9 protein-coding genes and 5 pseudogenes are annotated in these 15,306 nt (G+C 76.8%); 3 read left to right on the top strand and 11 right to left on the bottom strand.

Translation table 11 applies throughout. The annotated features are described in order from the left end of the window. Window positions 1-31: 31 nt before the first annotated feature. A complete protein-coding gene (locus CIK06_RS29915; RefSeq protein ID WP_198348187.1) occupies window positions 32-511 on the bottom strand; it encodes a hypothetical protein in 480 nt (159 codons plus the stop codon). After that, on the bottom strand, window positions 469-1,125 hold the full coding sequence (locus CIK06_RS29910; protein ID WP_198348186.1) for an MFS transporter: 657 nt from the start codon (window positions 1,123-1,125) through the stop codon (window positions 469-471). Before CIK06_RS29910 ends, CIK06_RS29915 begins: the two co-directional genes overlap by 43 nt. A 97-nt stretch (window positions 1,126-1,222) precedes the next feature. Between CIK06_RS29910 and CIK06_RS10880 the strand changes: the two genes are divergently transcribed. Next, window positions 1,223-2,026, top strand: coding sequence for a TetR/AcrR family transcriptional regulator (locus CIK06_RS10880; RefSeq protein WP_095564727.1), 804 nt, complete (start codon window positions 1,223-1,225; stop codon window positions 2,024-2,026). A 225-nt stretch (window positions 2,027-2,251) separates the two neighbouring features. Here the strand turns inward: CIK06_RS10880 and CIK06_RS10875 are convergent, their stop codons facing one another. The 7 genes and pseudogenes from CIK06_RS10875 to CIK06_RS10845 form a co-directional block, all read right to left on the bottom strand. After that, window positions 2,252-3,223 (bottom strand): glycosyltransferase family 9 protein, encoded by a 972-nt coding sequence (locus CIK06_RS10875; RefSeq protein WP_095564726.1) that lies wholly within the window; start codon window positions 3,221-3,223, stop codon window positions 2,252-2,254. Beyond that, complete coding sequence (locus CIK06_RS10870) at window positions 3,220-3,921, bottom strand: SDR family oxidoreductase (RefSeq protein ID WP_095564725.1); 702 nt, start codon at window positions 3,919-3,921, stop codon at window positions 3,220-3,222. Before CIK06_RS10870 ends, CIK06_RS10875 begins: the two co-directional genes overlap by 4 nt. Continuing rightward, window positions 3,918-5,394, bottom strand: a pseudogene (locus CIK06_RS10865) (PfkB family carbohydrate kinase). The gene CIK06_RS10870 and the pseudogene CIK06_RS10865 overlap by 4 nt, the downstream one beginning before the upstream one ends. A gap of 5 nt (window positions 5,395-5,399) precedes the next feature. Then, window positions 5,400-6,257: an SIS domain-containing protein gene (locus CIK06_RS10860; RefSeq protein ID WP_095564724.1), complete on the bottom strand. Its 858-nt coding sequence runs from the start codon at window positions 6,255-6,257 to the stop codon at window positions 5,400-5,402. After that, complete coding sequence (locus CIK06_RS10855) at window positions 6,257-7,471, bottom strand: glycosyltransferase (RefSeq protein ID WP_095564723.1); 1,215 nt, start codon at window positions 7,469-7,471, stop codon at window positions 6,257-6,259. The genes CIK06_RS10860 and CIK06_RS10855 overlap by 1 nt, the downstream gene beginning before the upstream one ends. Further along, a complete protein-coding gene (locus tag CIK06_RS10850) occupies window positions 7,456-8,427 on the bottom strand; it encodes a glycosyltransferase (protein WP_095564722.1) in 972 nt (323 codons plus the stop codon). Before CIK06_RS10850 ends, CIK06_RS10855 begins: the two co-directional genes overlap by 16 nt. Before the next feature lie 77 nt (window positions 8,428-8,504). Beyond that, window positions 8,505-10,276 (bottom strand): annotated as a pseudogene (locus tag CIK06_RS10845) (HAD-IIIA family hydrolase); the annotation flags it as partial. Window positions 10,277-10,503: 227 nt separating this feature from the next. On the opposite strand from CIK06_RS10845, the pseudogene CIK06_RS10840 reads away from it, so the two are divergent. Beyond that, a pseudogene (locus CIK06_RS10840) lies at window positions 10,504-11,270 on the top strand (polyprenol monophosphomannose synthase). Between the two features lie 132 nt (window positions 11,271-11,402). Here CIK06_RS10840 and CIK06_RS10835 read toward each other — a convergent pair. Beyond that, window positions 11,403-13,006 (bottom strand): annotated as a pseudogene (locus tag CIK06_RS10835) (phytoene desaturase family protein). Window positions 13,007-13,150: 144 nt separating this feature from the next. On the opposite strand from CIK06_RS10835, the gene CIK06_RS10830 reads away from it, so the two are divergent. Then, the gene (locus tag CIK06_RS10830; RefSeq protein WP_095567729.1) at window positions 13,151-14,590 is read left to right on the top strand and encodes an aldehyde dehydrogenase; all 1,440 of its coding nucleotides are present in this window, start codon (window positions 13,151-13,153) and stop codon (window positions 14,588-14,590) included. A gap of 229 nt (window positions 14,591-14,819) precedes the next feature. Here CIK06_RS10830 and CIK06_RS10825 read toward each other — a convergent pair. Beyond that, a pseudogene (locus CIK06_RS10825) lies at window positions 14,820-15,227 on the bottom strand (ChaB family protein); the annotation flags it as partial. Between the last annotated feature and the right edge of the window lie 79 nt (window positions 15,228-15,306).

Here is a 15,306-nt window from a genome sequence, read left to right as displayed (position 1 = left end):
ACGATGCCGGCCGCGTACCCGGTGGCCCCGATCAGCAGCAGCCAGATCCCGGACGGGCCGGCACCCGGGTCAGCGCCGCGAAGCCCGCCGCGGCCACGACGAAGCCGCCGGCCATGACGTACGCCCGGCCGAGCCGGGCGGCGAGCCCGGCGGCCAGCGGCGCCACCCCGCCCACGGCGACCGTGGGCACCAGGCTCCACAGCGCGGCCCGCAGCGGGCTCATCCCGGCCACCAGTTGCAGGTACTGGGTGGTGAAGATGGCGAAGCCGACCATGGCGAACATGCCCAGCACGTTGACCAGCAGCGAGCCACCGAATGCGGGCCGCCGCAAGAGCGCCAGGTCGATCATCGGATCCGGCCGCCGCCGCTGCCGGCGCAGGAAGATGATCCCGAACGCGACGCCCGCCACGCCGGCCAGCACCGGCACGGCCGAGAACCCGGACCGGGCGACCTCCTTGATCGCGTAGATCACCGGCAGGATGGCGGCCAGCGACAGCAGCGAACCCGGCACGTCGAAGGCGCCCGGGCCGGCGCGCGGTGCTCGGGCAGCAGCACCGGGCCGAGCACCAGCAGCAACGCCATCGCCGGCAGGTTGACCATGAAGACCGAGCCCCACCAGAAGTGCTCCAGCAGCAGCCCGCTGAGCACCGGGCCGATGGCGACGCCGCCGGTCATGGCCGCGGTCCAGATGGCGATGGCCGTGCCCCGCTGCCGGTCGTCCCGGAACATCGCCCGGATCAGCCCGAGCGTGGACGGCATCAGGGTGGCCCCGCCGATCCCGAGCAGCGCGCGGGCCAGGATGAGCAGTTCGGCGCTGCCGGCGTACGCGGCCAGCAGCGACGCCGCGCCGAACGCGCCGGCGCCCACCAGCAGCAGCCGGCGCCGGCCGATCCGGTCGCCCAGCGCGCCCATCGTGACCAGCAGCCCGGCCAGCACGAAGCCGTAGATGTCGAAGATCCACAGTTGCTCCGTGCCGGTGGGCCGCAGCTCCCGGCTGAGGAACGGTACGGCGAAGTAGAGCACCGACACGTCCATCGAGACCAGCAGCAGCGGCAGCACCAGCACGCCGAAACCGACCCATTCCTTCCGCCCCGCCCGCAGTTCTTCCCCGCTCACCACGTCCACCGCCGTTCCTCCGCACCTTTTCTGCGTACGTCGTACGCGCTTCTGCGTAAGGTATACGCGGAACTAGGATGGCGGTCAACCCGAGGGAAGCGGAGTGATGGAAGACGACAGCGCTACCGGCCTGCCGGCGAGCCTCGAAGCCGCCTGGGGGCTGCGCGACCGGCCGGGCAAGGGACCCCGGCCCGCGCTCAGCCTGGACCGCATCGTGCGCGCGGCCATCGGGGTGGCCGAGGCGGACGGCCTCGGAGCGGTCTCGATGGGCCGGGTGGCCAGGGAACTGGGCGCCGGGACCATGGCCCTGTACCGGTACGTCGGCGCCAAGGGTGAGCTGCTGGAACTCATGACCGACGCCGCGTTCGGCCCGCCACCGCAACTGCCGACCGGACCCGGGACCGGACCCGGGAGCGAGCCCGCCGCCGGGTCGGACTGGCGGTCCGCCCTCGACCGGTGGACCCGGGCCGTCCTCGACAGCTACCGGCGGCATCCGTGGCTGCGCCACGTCCCGATGGAGTCCCCACCGATCCTGCCCAACCAGCTCCGCTGGCTGGAAGGCGCCCTGGCCGTCACGCGCGACACCGGGCTCACCGGCCCCGAGCGGCTCTCCACCGCCATGCTGCTGGCCGGCTACGTGCGCTACTGGGCGCAGGTGACCCTGGACATCGCGGCGGCCGCCGACGCCAGCGGGGTCAGCCCCGACGAGGCGATGGCCGCGTACGGCCGGCGGCTGGCCCGACTGCTGGACGCCGACCGGTTCCCGCAGTTGCACGGGCTGGTCGCCGGTGGCGAACTCCAGGACGAGGGCGAGGACCCCGAGGCCGACTTCACCTTCGGCCTGGACCGGATCCTCGACGGCGTGGCGGCCCTGATCGACCGGCGGGCCGCGGTCGGCACCGGCCAGTAGCTCGCCGAAAGCGACATGACCTTTGACGGCCATACCCGAGAGTCATAAAAATTACTCTCGGGCATACCTGCAAAAGATGTGTTCGATCCTGGCGCGGCGGCTTCTGTGGCCGCCTCACGTCCGCGGATCGCCTCCCGCACGCCTCCCGCACGCCTCCCGGGATCGCCTCCCGCACGCCTCCCGGGATCGCCTCCCGCACGCCTCCCGCACGCCTCCCGCGACCCGTCAGTCCCGACCCGCCATGGCCGGGTCGGGCCGCGTTCGCCGGTCCACGTCGGCCACGGCCGCCAGCACCTCGTCCGGGCAGATGGCGGCCAGCGCCGGATGCAGCCGCTCGGCCGTACCCGCTCGGTCGGCCGGGCCGGCCCACAGGACGCGATGCCAGGGCCGGCCGGCCGGCGGCCCCCAGTGATCCGGGCGGACCGGTCCGAACAGCACCACCGAGGGCGTCCGGTACGCCGTGGCCAGGTGCGCCACCCCGGTGTCCGCGCTGACCAGCAGCCGCGCGTGCGCGATCAGCGCCGCCAGGGCCGGCAGGTCCAGGCCGGTCACGGCGGCGCCCGGCGGCAGGCCGGCCGCCTCGGCGACCCCGCCCGCCAGGTCCCGTTCGGCCGGTGAGCCGGTGACCACGACCCGGTGGCCGAGCCGGTCGAGTTCCCGGGCCACCGCCGCGAACCGCCCCGCGGACCAGCGGCGGGCCGGTTCCTTGGCGCCGGGATGCAGCACCGTCACCCCGCGCGGCACCCCGGCCGACCCGGGCCGGGGCAGATCCAGGTCGTCCGGGTCGGACGGTACGCCGTACCAGTCAAGCAGCCGGCACCAGCGACGGACCTCGTGCTCGTCGGCGGACCAGGCCGGCCCGTCCCGGTGCCCGGCCTGCGGGCAGGCGAAGGCGCGCAGCGGCGCGCCCGTCGCCCGGCCCAGCAGGCGGTGCGACTCGGGTCCCCGGCCGTGCAGGTTGACCGCCCAGTACGGCGGCGAGCCCAGCCGGCGCGCCAACCCTCGCCCGTCCCGGTCCTCCAGCCCGGCGACCGGGACCAGCCGGTCCACACAGCCGGTCAGCCGGGCCAGCGGCGCCAGCCAGTCCGGCGCGGCCAGCACCAGCGGCCGGTCCGGGTGCGCCCGCCGCAGCCCGCGCAGCGCCGGTACGGCGGTGGCCAGGTCGCCGATGCCGAGCGCCCGGAGCACCAGGATCACGGGTACGAGGTCTCCTCGTCGGCGCAGACCACCATCTCCCGGATCGAGCAGCCCGGCGGCTGGCCCAGCGCGAACAGCACCGCCTTGGCCACGTGGTCCGGGTCGCTGAGCCGCGCGTCCGGACCCGGCCGGTACTGCGGGTCGCGCTCGTCGAAGAAGGCGGTCCGCATGCCGCCGGGCACCAGCAGGGTCACCCCGACCGTGCCGGAGAGTTCGGCGGCGAGCGCCCGGGTGAAGCCGACCACCCCGAACTTGGCCGCGCAGTACGCGGTGGCGTCGCTGACCGCCTTGACCCCGAGGGTGGAGGCGACCGTGACGATCCGGCCGGCCGAGCGTTCCAGGTACGGCAGGGCCGCCCGGATCACCGCGGCGGTGGCCAGCAGATCCACCGTCACGACCCGTTCCCAGGTCTCGGCCGGCACCTGCGTCAACCGGCCGGGCACGTCCATCCCGGCCGCCGTGACCAGCCCGTCCAGCCCGCCCACCTGCTCGGCGATCTGCCGGGTGGCCGCCTCGGCGGCCCGGGTGTCGGCCAGGTCGCACCGCACGAACGGCAGGCCGTCGGCCGGTGGCTGGCGGTCCAGCACGCACGGGCGGCCACCGGCGGACAGCACGCCGGCCACCACCGCCGCGCCGAGTCCGCTGGACCCGCCGGTCACCAGCACCGACGGCCCGCTGGGCGGCGCCGCGCCGGTCATTCGGCACCACGGCCCGAGCGGGCCGCCGCGATCATCTCGGTGGTGGAGCGGCCGTCCAGGTACGGCACCACCACGGTCTGTCCACCCCAGCGTTGCACGATTCCCGCCTCCGGCAGTTGTGGTTCGTCTCCCGCCCCGGTCGCGTAGTCGCCACCCTTGACCCAGATGTCCGGCCGCAGCCAGGACAGCGCGGCGTGCGGCGTGGTCTCGTCGAAGACCACCACGGCGTCCACGCAGCCCAGGGCCACCAGCAGCCGCGCCCGGTCGGCCTGCGGCACCACCGGCCGGTCCGGCCCTTTCAGCCCGGCCACGCTGGCGTCCGAGTTGACGCAGACGACCAGGCAGTCGCCGAGCCGGCGGGCCGCCTCCAGGGTGGCCAGGTGGCCGGCGTGCAGCAGGTCGAAGCAGCCGCCGGTGGCGACGACCGTCCCGCCCCGGGCGCGTACCCGGGAAACCACCGCGCCGGCCGCGGCGGCGCCGATCCGGTGCTCCGGCGCCGGCGGTGGTCCGGTGCGCCGGGCCGGTACGGCCTCGGCCGGCGCCAGGGTCGACCGCACGGCCGGCACCGCGGTCGCCACCCCGCCGCCGGCCACGTACGCCGACGCCTCCGCGACCGCCCGTTCGACCGCCTCGGAGACCAGCGCGCCCTCGGCCAGCGCCACCGTCGCGGTGGCGGCGAACCGGTCGCCGGCACCGCAGGTGTCGCCGGGCGCCGCCGCCGGCGCCCGGACCACCAGCGGGGTCGAGCCGGCGTGGCTGAGCAGGGCGCCGTCTCCGCCGAGCGTCACCGCGACGGCGGCCGCCCGCCAGTGCTGGCGCAGGCCCTGTGCGCCGCGGGCCGCCGCGGACAGCCGCGAACCGCCCGGCGCGATCCCCACCAGTTCCCGTACCTCGTTCTCGTTCGGCGTGACCAGCCGGACCCCGCCGACCGCCGCCGGCCCGCGCGGGTGCGGATCCCACACCACCGGGGCGCGGGTGGCGGCCAGCGCGGTCCGCAGCGCCGGATGCCGGGCCACCCCCGCCCGTAGTCGGCCACCAGCACGGCCGCGGCGTCGGCCAGCACGTCGAGGACGGCCTCGGCGGGGTCGCCCAGCGGTCCGGCCGGGCCGCCGCGGTCGTGCCGCAGCAGCACCTGGCCCCGGGTGCGCAGCCGGATCTTCTCCGGCGTGCTGCCCCGCATGGGCAGCGCGTACAGCCGGACCCCGGCCGCGGTGAGCAGGCTCGCCAGCCGGGCCGCGCCGGCGTCGTCGGCCAGCGCGGTGACCAGCGCGACCTCGAATCCGTGGCCGGTCGCGAACAGCGCCGCCAGGCCGGCGCCGCCGGGCCGGTCGGCGGCCTCCCCCTCGTCCAGCACCGGCGCGGGCGAGTCGGGACAGAGCCGGTTGACCATCCCTCGACGTCCCGGTCGAGCAGGGTGTCCCCGAGCACGACCAGCGGACCGCTGCGCCGGGCCGAGGTGCCCGGCGGGTTCACCGCGCTCACCGGACCGGACCCGTTCCGTCGGACACGTCCGCCACGGTCACCTCGACCCCGGCCGGCGGGACGACCGGTTCCGCGTCCGGCGGTACCGGGGTCGCGGCCGGCAGGTCCGGATCGGCGGCCGGCAGGTCCGCGTCGGCGTCCAGCAGGTCCGGGTCGGCGGCCGGCAGGTTCGGGCCGGCGCCCAGCAGGTCCGGGCCGGCCACCGCCGGGCGGTCCGGGCCGGCCGCCGCCGGCGGGCCGGGCCGGATCGCCGGCGCCGCGCAGCCCGCGGGGCCGAGCACGGTGAGCAGCGCCTCCTCCAGGTAGTCGCAGAGCACGTGCACGGAGACCAGGTGCAGTTCCTGCACCACCTGCGGATCCGACGACGGCACGGCGAGCACGTCGGCGCAGGTGTCGGCGAGCGGGTTGGGGGCCGGGCCGGTGAACGCCCAGCACCGCATGCCGATCTCGGCCCCGGCACGGGACGCGCTGATCAGGTTGGCGCTGCGCCCGCTGGTCGACATCAGCAGCAGCACGTCCTCGGGGCGGCCGTGCGCCCGTACCTGCCGGGCGAAGACCTCCGGGAAGCCGTAGTCGTTGCCCAGCGCCGTCAGCCCGCACGGATCGCCGCCGAGCACGATCGCCGACAGCGGCACCCGGTCGCCGCGCAGCTTGCCCACCAGCTCGGCGGCCAGGTGCTGCGCCTCGGCGGCGCTGCCCCCGTTGCCGGCCACCAGCAGCCGCCCGCCGTGGCCCAGGCGCCAGGCCAGTTCGCCGCCCCACTGGCCGAGCCGGGCCGCCACCTTCCGGTACGGCAGCAGCGTGCCCGCGAGGCCGGCGAGGTGGTTGTCCAGCACGCCGGCCGCGTCGGACATCATGCGCCCACCCGGCTGGGTTCGCGCACCCGGCCCACGCTCGCGTACACGTCGCCGAGCTCGTCCGCCGTGCGCTGCCAGGAATACCGGGTCCGCGCCCGGTCCAGCGCCGCGGTGACGTAGGCGTGCCGGCGTACCCGGTCGGCGAGCAGCCGGGCGATCGCACCGCCCAGGGCCGCCGGGTCGCGCGCCGGTACGAGATCACCGGTGAGTCCGGGCACGACCGTGTCGGTGAGCCCGCCGACCGCCGTGCCCACCACCGGTACACCGCAGGCCATCGCCTCCAGCGGGGTGAGCCCGAACGGTTCGTACCAGGGCGCGGCCACCAGCAGGTCCGCGGAGCGGTACCAGTACGGCATCCGTTCCCGGGGCACCGCGCCGAGCAGCCGGACCCGGTCGGCCAGCCCGTGCCGGTCGATCAGCTCGGCCAGCCGCCGGGCCTGCGGATCGGTGTCCAGCAGGTCGGCCGGCGGACCGCCGATGATCAGGCACTCGGCGTCCGGGACCAGCCGCATCGCCTCGATGACGTCCTGGAAGCCCTTGCGCTCGACCAGCCGGCCGACGCTGAGCAGCCGGGGCCGGCCCGGATCCCGGGGCGCGGCCGGGCCGGTCGGCCCGAACGCCGACAGGTTGACCCCGGACGGGACCACGCTCAGCCGGGCGCGCGGCACGCCGAGCAGGGTCAGCTCCCGTACCTCGTCGCGGCTCTGCACGATCACCCGGTCGACCGCGCGGCCCAGCGCCCGCTCGTAGCCGATCCGCCCCGGCGGGCTGGTGTCCTGCGCGCCCTGGTGCCGGCGCTTCACGCTGCCCAGCGCGTGGTAGGTGAGCACCACCGGCACGCCGCGGTGGCGCCCCGCGGTGATCCCGGCCAGGCCGCTCATCCAGAAGTGCGCGTGCACCACCTCCGGCCGCCAGTCCCCGCCCCAGGCCGCGGTCAGCCACCGGCTGAACTCCGCCATGTGCGGCAGCAGGTCGTCCTTGGCCATCGGCGCCGCGGGTCCGGCCGGCACGTGCACCACCGTGACACCCGGACGGACCGGCGCCACCGCGGGCAGCGCCGGGTCGTCCCGGCGGGTGTACACCCGCACGTCGTGCCCGGCCGCGGCGAGCGCCGTGGCCAGCTCGGCCACGTGGGTGTTCTGCCCACCCGCGTCCTCGCCACCCAGCACCGCGAGCGGGCTGGCGTGCTCCGAGATCATCGCGATGCGCATAGCTCCTCCTCCAGCAGCCGGTCCCAGTCGGCCAGGAACCGGTCCAGGCCGTACCGGGTGCGGGCCGCCGCCCGGGCCCGCTCGCCGAGCCGGCGGGCCTGCGCCGGCTCGTCCAGCAGCCACCGGGCGGCCTCCACCAGGTCACCGACCCGGGTGGAGAGCACGCCGGCCTCCGGCGGGACCGCCACCACCGCCTCGGTGACCGCCAACGCCAGCACCGGCATCCCCATCGTCATCGCCTCGATGAGGCTGAGCCCCAGCGAGGTCCACCGGCACGGGTGCAGGTAGAGCCGGCGCCGGGCCAGCTCGGCGTGCATCCGGTCCTGCGGCGGATCGTCGTACGGGGTGATCCGGTCGGCCAGGCCCAGATGCGCGGGCAGGCCGGCCACCCCCATGCCGTACACGTCCAGCGGGGCCAGCTCGGCGAACCGGGGCAGCAGGTCGGTCCCGGTCACCCGGCCGCGCCGGACCGGTTCGTTCACCACCACGCCGATCCGGTCCAGCTCGCCGGTCCAGCTCGCGGCCGGCGGCACGATGCCGTGCTCCACGACCGTGCTGCGGGTCCCGCCGGCGTCCCAGAACAGGTCGTTGAAGTGCGTGACGTGCACCAGCAGCAGGTCGTCCCGGTCGGCCACCGGGTGCCGGGAGACCGGCACGTCCCCCTTGGGGGTGTTGTGTTCCACGTAGACCGCCGGCAGGTCCCGGCCGGGCCGGCGGCGCAGCCACCGCGCGGCCAGTTCCAGTTCCTCCGGCCGTTGCAGCACGACGAGGTCCACGTCCTCGTCCGCGAGTTCGTCAGGGGTCACCTCGATCGCCGTGTCGGGCCACGGGTACGTCCGCGCCCGGCCCAGCCCGTACGGGCCGCGGTCCGGCGTCACCGGCACCAGGTAGCGGTGCTTGCCCTGGACGAACGCCGTGGTCCAGGAGCCGTGCACGTGCCAGAGCAGGATGTTCACGACGCCACCTCGCTGCCGGCCAGCACCGGCGGACCACCGGCCGGTCCCATCCCCGACGCCGGCGGACCACCGGCCGGTCCCGACCCCGACTCCGCCGGGCCGCCCGCCGGCACCGGGACCGGCCGGTCGGACCGGGACGGCGCCGGGCGCAGGCCGAGCAGCCGGACCGCGGCGACCACCTCGGCGGGGTCGACCGAGGCCAGGCACGGGTGACCGGGCACCGGACACTCGGTGGCCCGGCTGTCCCGGCAGGGCGCCGCCGCCGCACCCAGCCGGACCACCGGGACCCGGTAGGGCCCCACTGTCCGAACGGCACGGTGGGGGCGAACAGGCTGACCACGGGTACGCCGAGCGCGGCGGCGAGGTGCGCCGGGCCGGTGTTGGCCACCACCAGGCAGCCGGCGCCGCGGAGCACGGCGGCCAGGTCGGCCAGCGAGGTACGCCCGCCCAGGTCGACGCCGTACCGGCCGGCGACCCGGGCGGTCAGCGCCCGCTCCCCGACCCGCCGGTCACCAGCACCCGGTGCCCGGCGGTGGCGAGCGCCGCGACGATCCGTTCGGACACCTCGGGCGGGCAGCCACGGGCCGGCACCGACGATCCGGGGTGCACCACCACGTACCCCGGTCGCCGTCCGGTCCCGCGGTGGCAGGTCCCGCGCCCGCCGGAGCGACGGTGGCCGGAGCGACCCGGTCGGTCCGGATGCGCAGCACCGGCTCGTCACCGGCGGCCAGCCGGAAGCCGGCCGCGGCGGCCAGCGACAGCGCGCGTTCGGCCTCGGGAATGCCGGCCGGAACCCGGTGCCGCACGTCCAGCAGGGCGCCGGGATAGTCGTCGCTGATCGCGCTGATCCGGCCCACCCCGGCCATCCGCAGCAGCAGGGCCAGCGGCAGCGCGGACTGGTGGTACGAGGTGAACAGCACCGCCTCGTCCGCGCCGGCCCCGGCCAGCAGCCCGACGAGCCGGTCCAGGCCGGCCCGGTCGACCGGCGCGGGCCGCGGGTCGATCCAGGGCAGCGGCGACTCGATCAGCTCGTCGACCCCGGGCAGCAGTTCGGCGGCGGCCCGGCCGCGCGGGCCGCAGAGCATCACCACCCGCTCGGCGCCGGCCGCCACGGCGCGGATCGCCGGGCCGGTGACCAGCACGTCGCCGGCCGAGTCGGTACGGGCCACCAGCACGCACCGGCGTCGCCGGCCGCCACCGCCGGTGACGGTGACGGAGCCGGAGCCGGCGAACAGCCGCTGACGGCGCAGGATCCGCTCGACCGCGTCGGCCAGGTCGGTGGCCACCTCCGGTGCCGCGGCGACCTCGGCCGAGCGGGTGACCGGGGTCGGTACCAGGATGCCGGTGGCCCCGCCGCCGCGGCGGCGGTCATGTCCGCCCCGATGTCGCCGACCAGCACGCACCGGGCGGGGGTGGTACCCAGCTCCCGTGCCGCCCGGACGACCATGCCCGGCGCGGGCTTGCGGCACTCACAGCCCGCGCCGGACGCGTGCGGACAGGTCTGCCACGTGTCGAACGGACCGAGCAGGCGATCCAGCCGGGCGTGCACCCGGGCCAGGTCGGCGGCCGTGAACCGGCCGCGGGCCAGGCCGGACTGGTTGGTCACCACGCCCAGCCGCAGGCCGGCGTCGCGCAGCCGGTCCAGCGCGGCGCGGGCGCCGTCGACCGGGCGCACCAGTTCGGGATCGCCGTTGTACGGCACGTCGTGCACCAGCGTGCCGTCGCGGTCGAACAGGACGGCGTCGAACAGCGGCGCGGCGCGGCCCCCCGGTCCACTCCGCGCCGGTGCGAGGCCGGCGCCGTTGGCGCCTGACCTGCACTGATGCGGGTCAACCCGGTCGTTGCGCACGGGCGGCGCGTTCCCTGGGGTAGGAGAAGTAAACCCCTGCCCGACCCGCCCGGGCCGCGCCTCTCGTCCGTCCGCGACACCCGGCTCGTCGCCTGCGATACCCCGCGCTCCCGAGAAGCTAACCGGTCCGCGGCCCGCTCGCTGCGGTGTGCACCCGATGCGGCATTTTCGGCACGAGTCGGTACCCTTCCCCTTGACCCCCAATTGGCGAACCGAGGATGATCCGCATGACCGTTCCCGTGCAGCTTCCCTCCCCGTGGGGGACGCGCGCCTGACCGTCGTCGTCCCGACCTACAACGAGGCCGGTAACCTGCCTGTGCTGGTCGAGCGGCTGCTGGCGCTCCCGCTGCCGGGGATGAGCATCCTGATCGCCGACGACAACTCGCCGGACGGGACCGGCGAGATCGCCGACAAGCTCGCCGTCGAGCACCCGGACCGGATCCAGGTGGTGCACCGGCCCGGCAAGGAGGGACTGGGCCGGGCGTACATCGACGGGATCGGCCGCGCCCTGGCCTCCGGCGCCGAGTACGTCGCGCAGATGGACGCCGACCTGTCGCACCCGCCGGAGGCGCTGCCGGGGATGCTCGGCGCGTTGCTGTCCACCCAGGCCGGTGTGGTGATCGGATCCCGCTACGTTCCCGGCGGCCAGCTCGACGAGGCCTGGCCGATCTACCGGCGCGCGCTGAGCGGCTGGGCCAACCTGTACGTGCACACCCTGCTGCGGGTCCGGATCCGGGACCTGACCGCCGGGTTCAAGATCTGGGACGCGGACGCGCTCCGGGACATCGGCCTGGACCGGGTGCAGTCCAACGGCTACAGCTTCCAGGTGGAGATGCACTACCTGGCCACCAAGCTGGGGCACACCATCGTGGAGGTGCCGATCCGGTTCGAGGAGCGCCGGGACGGCGCGTCCAAGATGACCACCGCCACCAAGATCGAAAGCGCGCTCATGCCGTTCCGGCTGCGCAGCCGGCACCGCGGACTGACCCGGTAGGCGCGCGGTCCGGCCCGACCCGGAAGTCCCGGCCCGGTCCGGTGACGTGGCCCGGCCGGGAGTCGTGGCCCGCCCGGGAGTCCCGGCCCGCCCGGGAGTCGTGGCCCGCCCCGGCACCGCGGGTCGGGCCGCTCAGGACGGCCGGTAGACCGCCCGGTGCGCCGCGCCGAGCGCCGAGGCGTACAGGCCGCCGGTGACCGGCCGGTCCCGGGCCAGCGCCGCCCGCGCGGCGTTCGACCCGGGCCGCCGTGCACCCCGCCGCCGGGATGCGCCGACGCGCTGGCCAGGAAGAGCCGGTCGATCGGCGTGTCGGCGCGGCCCAGGCCGGGCACCGGGCGCCACACCAACTGCTGGTACGCGGCGGAACTGCCACCGCCGACCGCACCGCCCAGCAGGCTCGGCTCGGCCCGTTCCAGGTCACCCGGCCCCGCCACGTACCGACCCCGGACCAGGGCGCCGAAGCCGGGTGCGTGCCGTTCCAGAAGCGCCTCCATCCGGGCCACCCGCTCGGCCACCACGCCCGCGGGCCAGTCCCGGCGGAACGGCAGGTGGGTGTACGCCCACAGCGACTCCCCACCCGCCGGCGCCCGGCCGGCGTCGGCGGTCGCCATCTGGCCCACCAGCAGGAACGGGTCGTCCGGCAGGTCGCCGGCGGCCAGCGCGGCGGCGTACCGGCGCAGCCCGGCCGGGTCGCCGCCCAGGTGCACCGTGCCGGCGCCGGCCAGGTCCCGGTTGGTCCACGGCACCGGCCCGGACAGCGCCCAGTCGACCTTCACCGTGGAGCCGTCCCAGCGGAAGTGGGCCAGGTCGGCCACCAGCCGGGGCGGCAGCCAGCGCGGGCCGACCAGGTCGAGCAGCAGCGCCGGCGCCGGTACGTCGGCCAGCACGGCCCGGCGCGCCCGCCAGTCGCCGCCGGCGGAGCGCACCCCCATGGCCCGGCCGCGGGCCACCAGCACCCGGTCCACCGGCTCCCCGACCCGTACCCGGCCGCCCCGCTCGGTCAGCCGGGCGACCAGCGCGTCGGTGATCCGGCCGGCGCCGCCGGCCGCCACCGGCCAGCCGACCTGCTGGCCGAGCATGGCCAGCAGCCAGCCGTACACCCCGGAGCCGGCGTCGGACGGCGCCAGGTCGGTGTGCAGTGCGCAGCCGGCCAGCAGCACCGGCGCCCCGACGCCGGTGAAGAACTCCTCGCCCAGCCGGTCCACCGGCAGCACCGCCCGGCGCGCCAGCCGCAGCGCGCCGGCCACGCCGAGCCGGCCCAGCAGCGCCGCACCGGCACGCACCGGCGGGAACGGGGTGAACAGGCTGTCCAGCAGCGGTGCCGAGATCCGCTGCCACTCGTCGTACAGGTGCAGCCAGCGCTCCCCGTCGCCGGGGGCGAACCGCGCCACGGAGTCGGCGGTGGCCGCGGGGTCGCGGTGCAGCACCGCCGCCCGGTCGTCGGGCAGCAGGTGGGCCAGCACGGCCGGGGCGTGCCGCCAGGCCAGGCCGTACCGGTGCAGGTCCAGCCCGCGCAGCACCGGCGAGGCGACGCCGAGCGGATAGAACGAGCTGTAGAGGTCGCTGAGGTAGCCGGGGGCGGTCACCGCCGCCGACCGGACCGCGCCGCCCGGGTGGCCGGTCGCCTCCAGCACCACGACGTCCCAGCCGGCGTCGGCCAGCAGGTTGGCCGCCACCAGGCCGTTGTGCCCGGCGCCGATCACGACCGCGTCCACCGTCGTCGCCGCCACCGGCACTCCCTCCCGCCGCCCGGCACGGGCGCGGGCGGTGCCGTCGTGCGCCGCCGGTCGCAGCGGGCCGAAGGCGGCGCCATCGCCTGAGCGCGTCCGGCGCGCGGGCGTCGGCGTTTGTTCGGCCCGGACCGGGGCACCCTGCTGCGCATGTACAACGTACAGCAGCTCGTAGCGGGTGCCTGGGGCGCCGGGAACGGAACGGGCGAGGTCGTGGTGCGGGACCCGGCCGACGACACGCCGGTGGCCACGGCGCCGACGGCCAGCCCGGAGGCGGTGGCCGCCGCGGTGAAGGGCGCCCGGACGGCCGCGACCGGCTGGGCGGCCACCCCGGCCGCCGAGCGCGCCGCCGCGCTGCACCGGGCGGCCGACGCGGTGGAGGCCGCGGCCGACGAACTCGCGGCCGCGCAGACCGCCGAGATGGGCCGGCCGATCGGCACCGCCCGCGGCGGGGTGGCCGCCGGCGTGGCGACGCTGCGCCAGTACGCCGAACTCGGCCCGGTGCACCGGGGCCGGTCGCTGCTGGGCGCGCCGGACGCGATCGACGTGATGGTGCCGCAGCCCCGGGGCGTGGTGGCCGTGCTCACCCCGTGGAACGACCCGGTGGCCGTCTCCTGCGGCCTGTTGGGCGCCGCCCTGGTCACCGGCAACGCGGTGGTGTACAAGCCCAGCGAGCGGACCCCGGCGAGCGGCTGGCTGCTGGCCCGGCTGCTGGACCAGCACCTGCCCTCCGGCGTGCTGTCGCTGCTGACCGGCGACGGCCCGGTCGGCGCCGCGCTGGCCGCCGCCGAGGTGGACCTGGTGGCCCACGTGGGCTCCACCGCCACCGGGCGGGCCATCGCGGCCACCTGCGCCCGCACGTACGCCAAGCCGTTGCTGGAGAACGGCGGCAGCGACCCGCTGATCGTGGACGCCGACGTGGACCCGCAGTGGGCGGCCGAACAGGCCGCGCTCGGCGCCTTCACCAACGCCGGGCAGCTCTGTGTCGCGGTGGAACGGATCTACGTGCTGCGCGACGCGTCGGCCCGGTTCCTGAGCGCCCTCGTGGAGCGGGCCGACGCCATCAGGACGGGACCGGGCCGGGATCCGCTGACCGAGCTGGGTCCGCTGGTCGACCGGCGCCAGCGCGACCACGTACACGGTCAGGTCAGCGCGGCGCTCGCCGACGGTGCGCGGGCGCTCATCGGTGCCGAGGTGCCGGCCGGCCCCGGCGCGTTCTACCCGGCCACCGTGCTGAGCGACTGCACGGACCGGATGGCGGTGATGCGGGAGGAGACGTTCGGCCCGGTGGCCCCGGTGATGGTGGTCGAGTCCTTCGACGAGGCGCTGTCCCGGGCGGCCAGTTCGCGGTACGGCCTCGCGGCGACCGTGCTGACCGGCTCGATGTCCCGGGCGCAACGCGCCTGGCGGGAGTTGCCGGTCGGCACCGTGAAGATCAACGCGGTCTTCGGCGGTGCCCCGGGCGGTGCCGCGCAGCCGCGCCGCGGCAGCGGGGACGGCTTCGGGTACGGCCCCGAGCTGCTGGACGAGATGACCGTCACCAAGGTGGTGCACCTGGGCGCCCCGGGCGGGCAGTCGACCGGCTGGTGACCGTCCGCCCGGCGCGCCCGGTGATCCGCCGGCCGCGGTGATCGGCCGGCCGCGGTGATCGGCCGGCCGCGGTGATCGGCCGGCCGCGGTGATCCGCGGGTCAGCGCCCGCGCCCGGCCCGGTTGCCGGCGCGGCCCCGGGTCGCCGAACCGGCGCTGCGACCCCGGCCCGCCGAACCGGCGCTGCGACCCCGGCCCGCCGAACCGGCGTTGCGGCCCCGGGCCGCCGAACTGGCGCTGCGGCCCCGGGCCGCGGTGGTGCGCCGGTTGTTCACCTTCTGGATCGCCGTGACCAGTTCCCCCTTGGTCATCCGGGACCGGCCCGGTACGTCGAGCTTGCGCGCCACGGCCATCAGGTGCTCCTTCGGCGCGTTGGCATCCACCCCGCCGGCCGTGGGCGCCCGGCGGGCCGGACCGCCGCCCGCGGCCTGGGCGTCGCTCGGCCCCCGCCGGCGCTTCGGTTCCCAGTGGTCGCCGACCTTCTCGTGCGTGTTCTTCACCGCCGCGAAGGCGGTACGGTGCGCCCGCTGCCCCTCGCCGTAGGTGGCGACGGCCGAGTCGTGGGTCTTGATCCAGGTCTCCTGCGCCTTCCGATCGGAGCGGCGCAGCGTGCTGGGCAGTACCTCGCGTCCGGGCATGCCGGTCCCCCTTCCAGTCGACCGGTCGGGTTCCCGGCGCCACCGGCGACAAACGACGGTGCGCCGTCCGCGTCCCGCC

The organism is Plantactinospora sp. KBS50, from assembly GCF_002285795.1.
Taxonomy (GTDB): Bacteria; Actinomycetota; Actinomycetes; order Mycobacteriales; family Micromonosporaceae; genus KBS50.
Note: the sequence above shows the minus strand (reverse complement) of the source record. Positions and strands in the feature narration are given on the sequence as shown.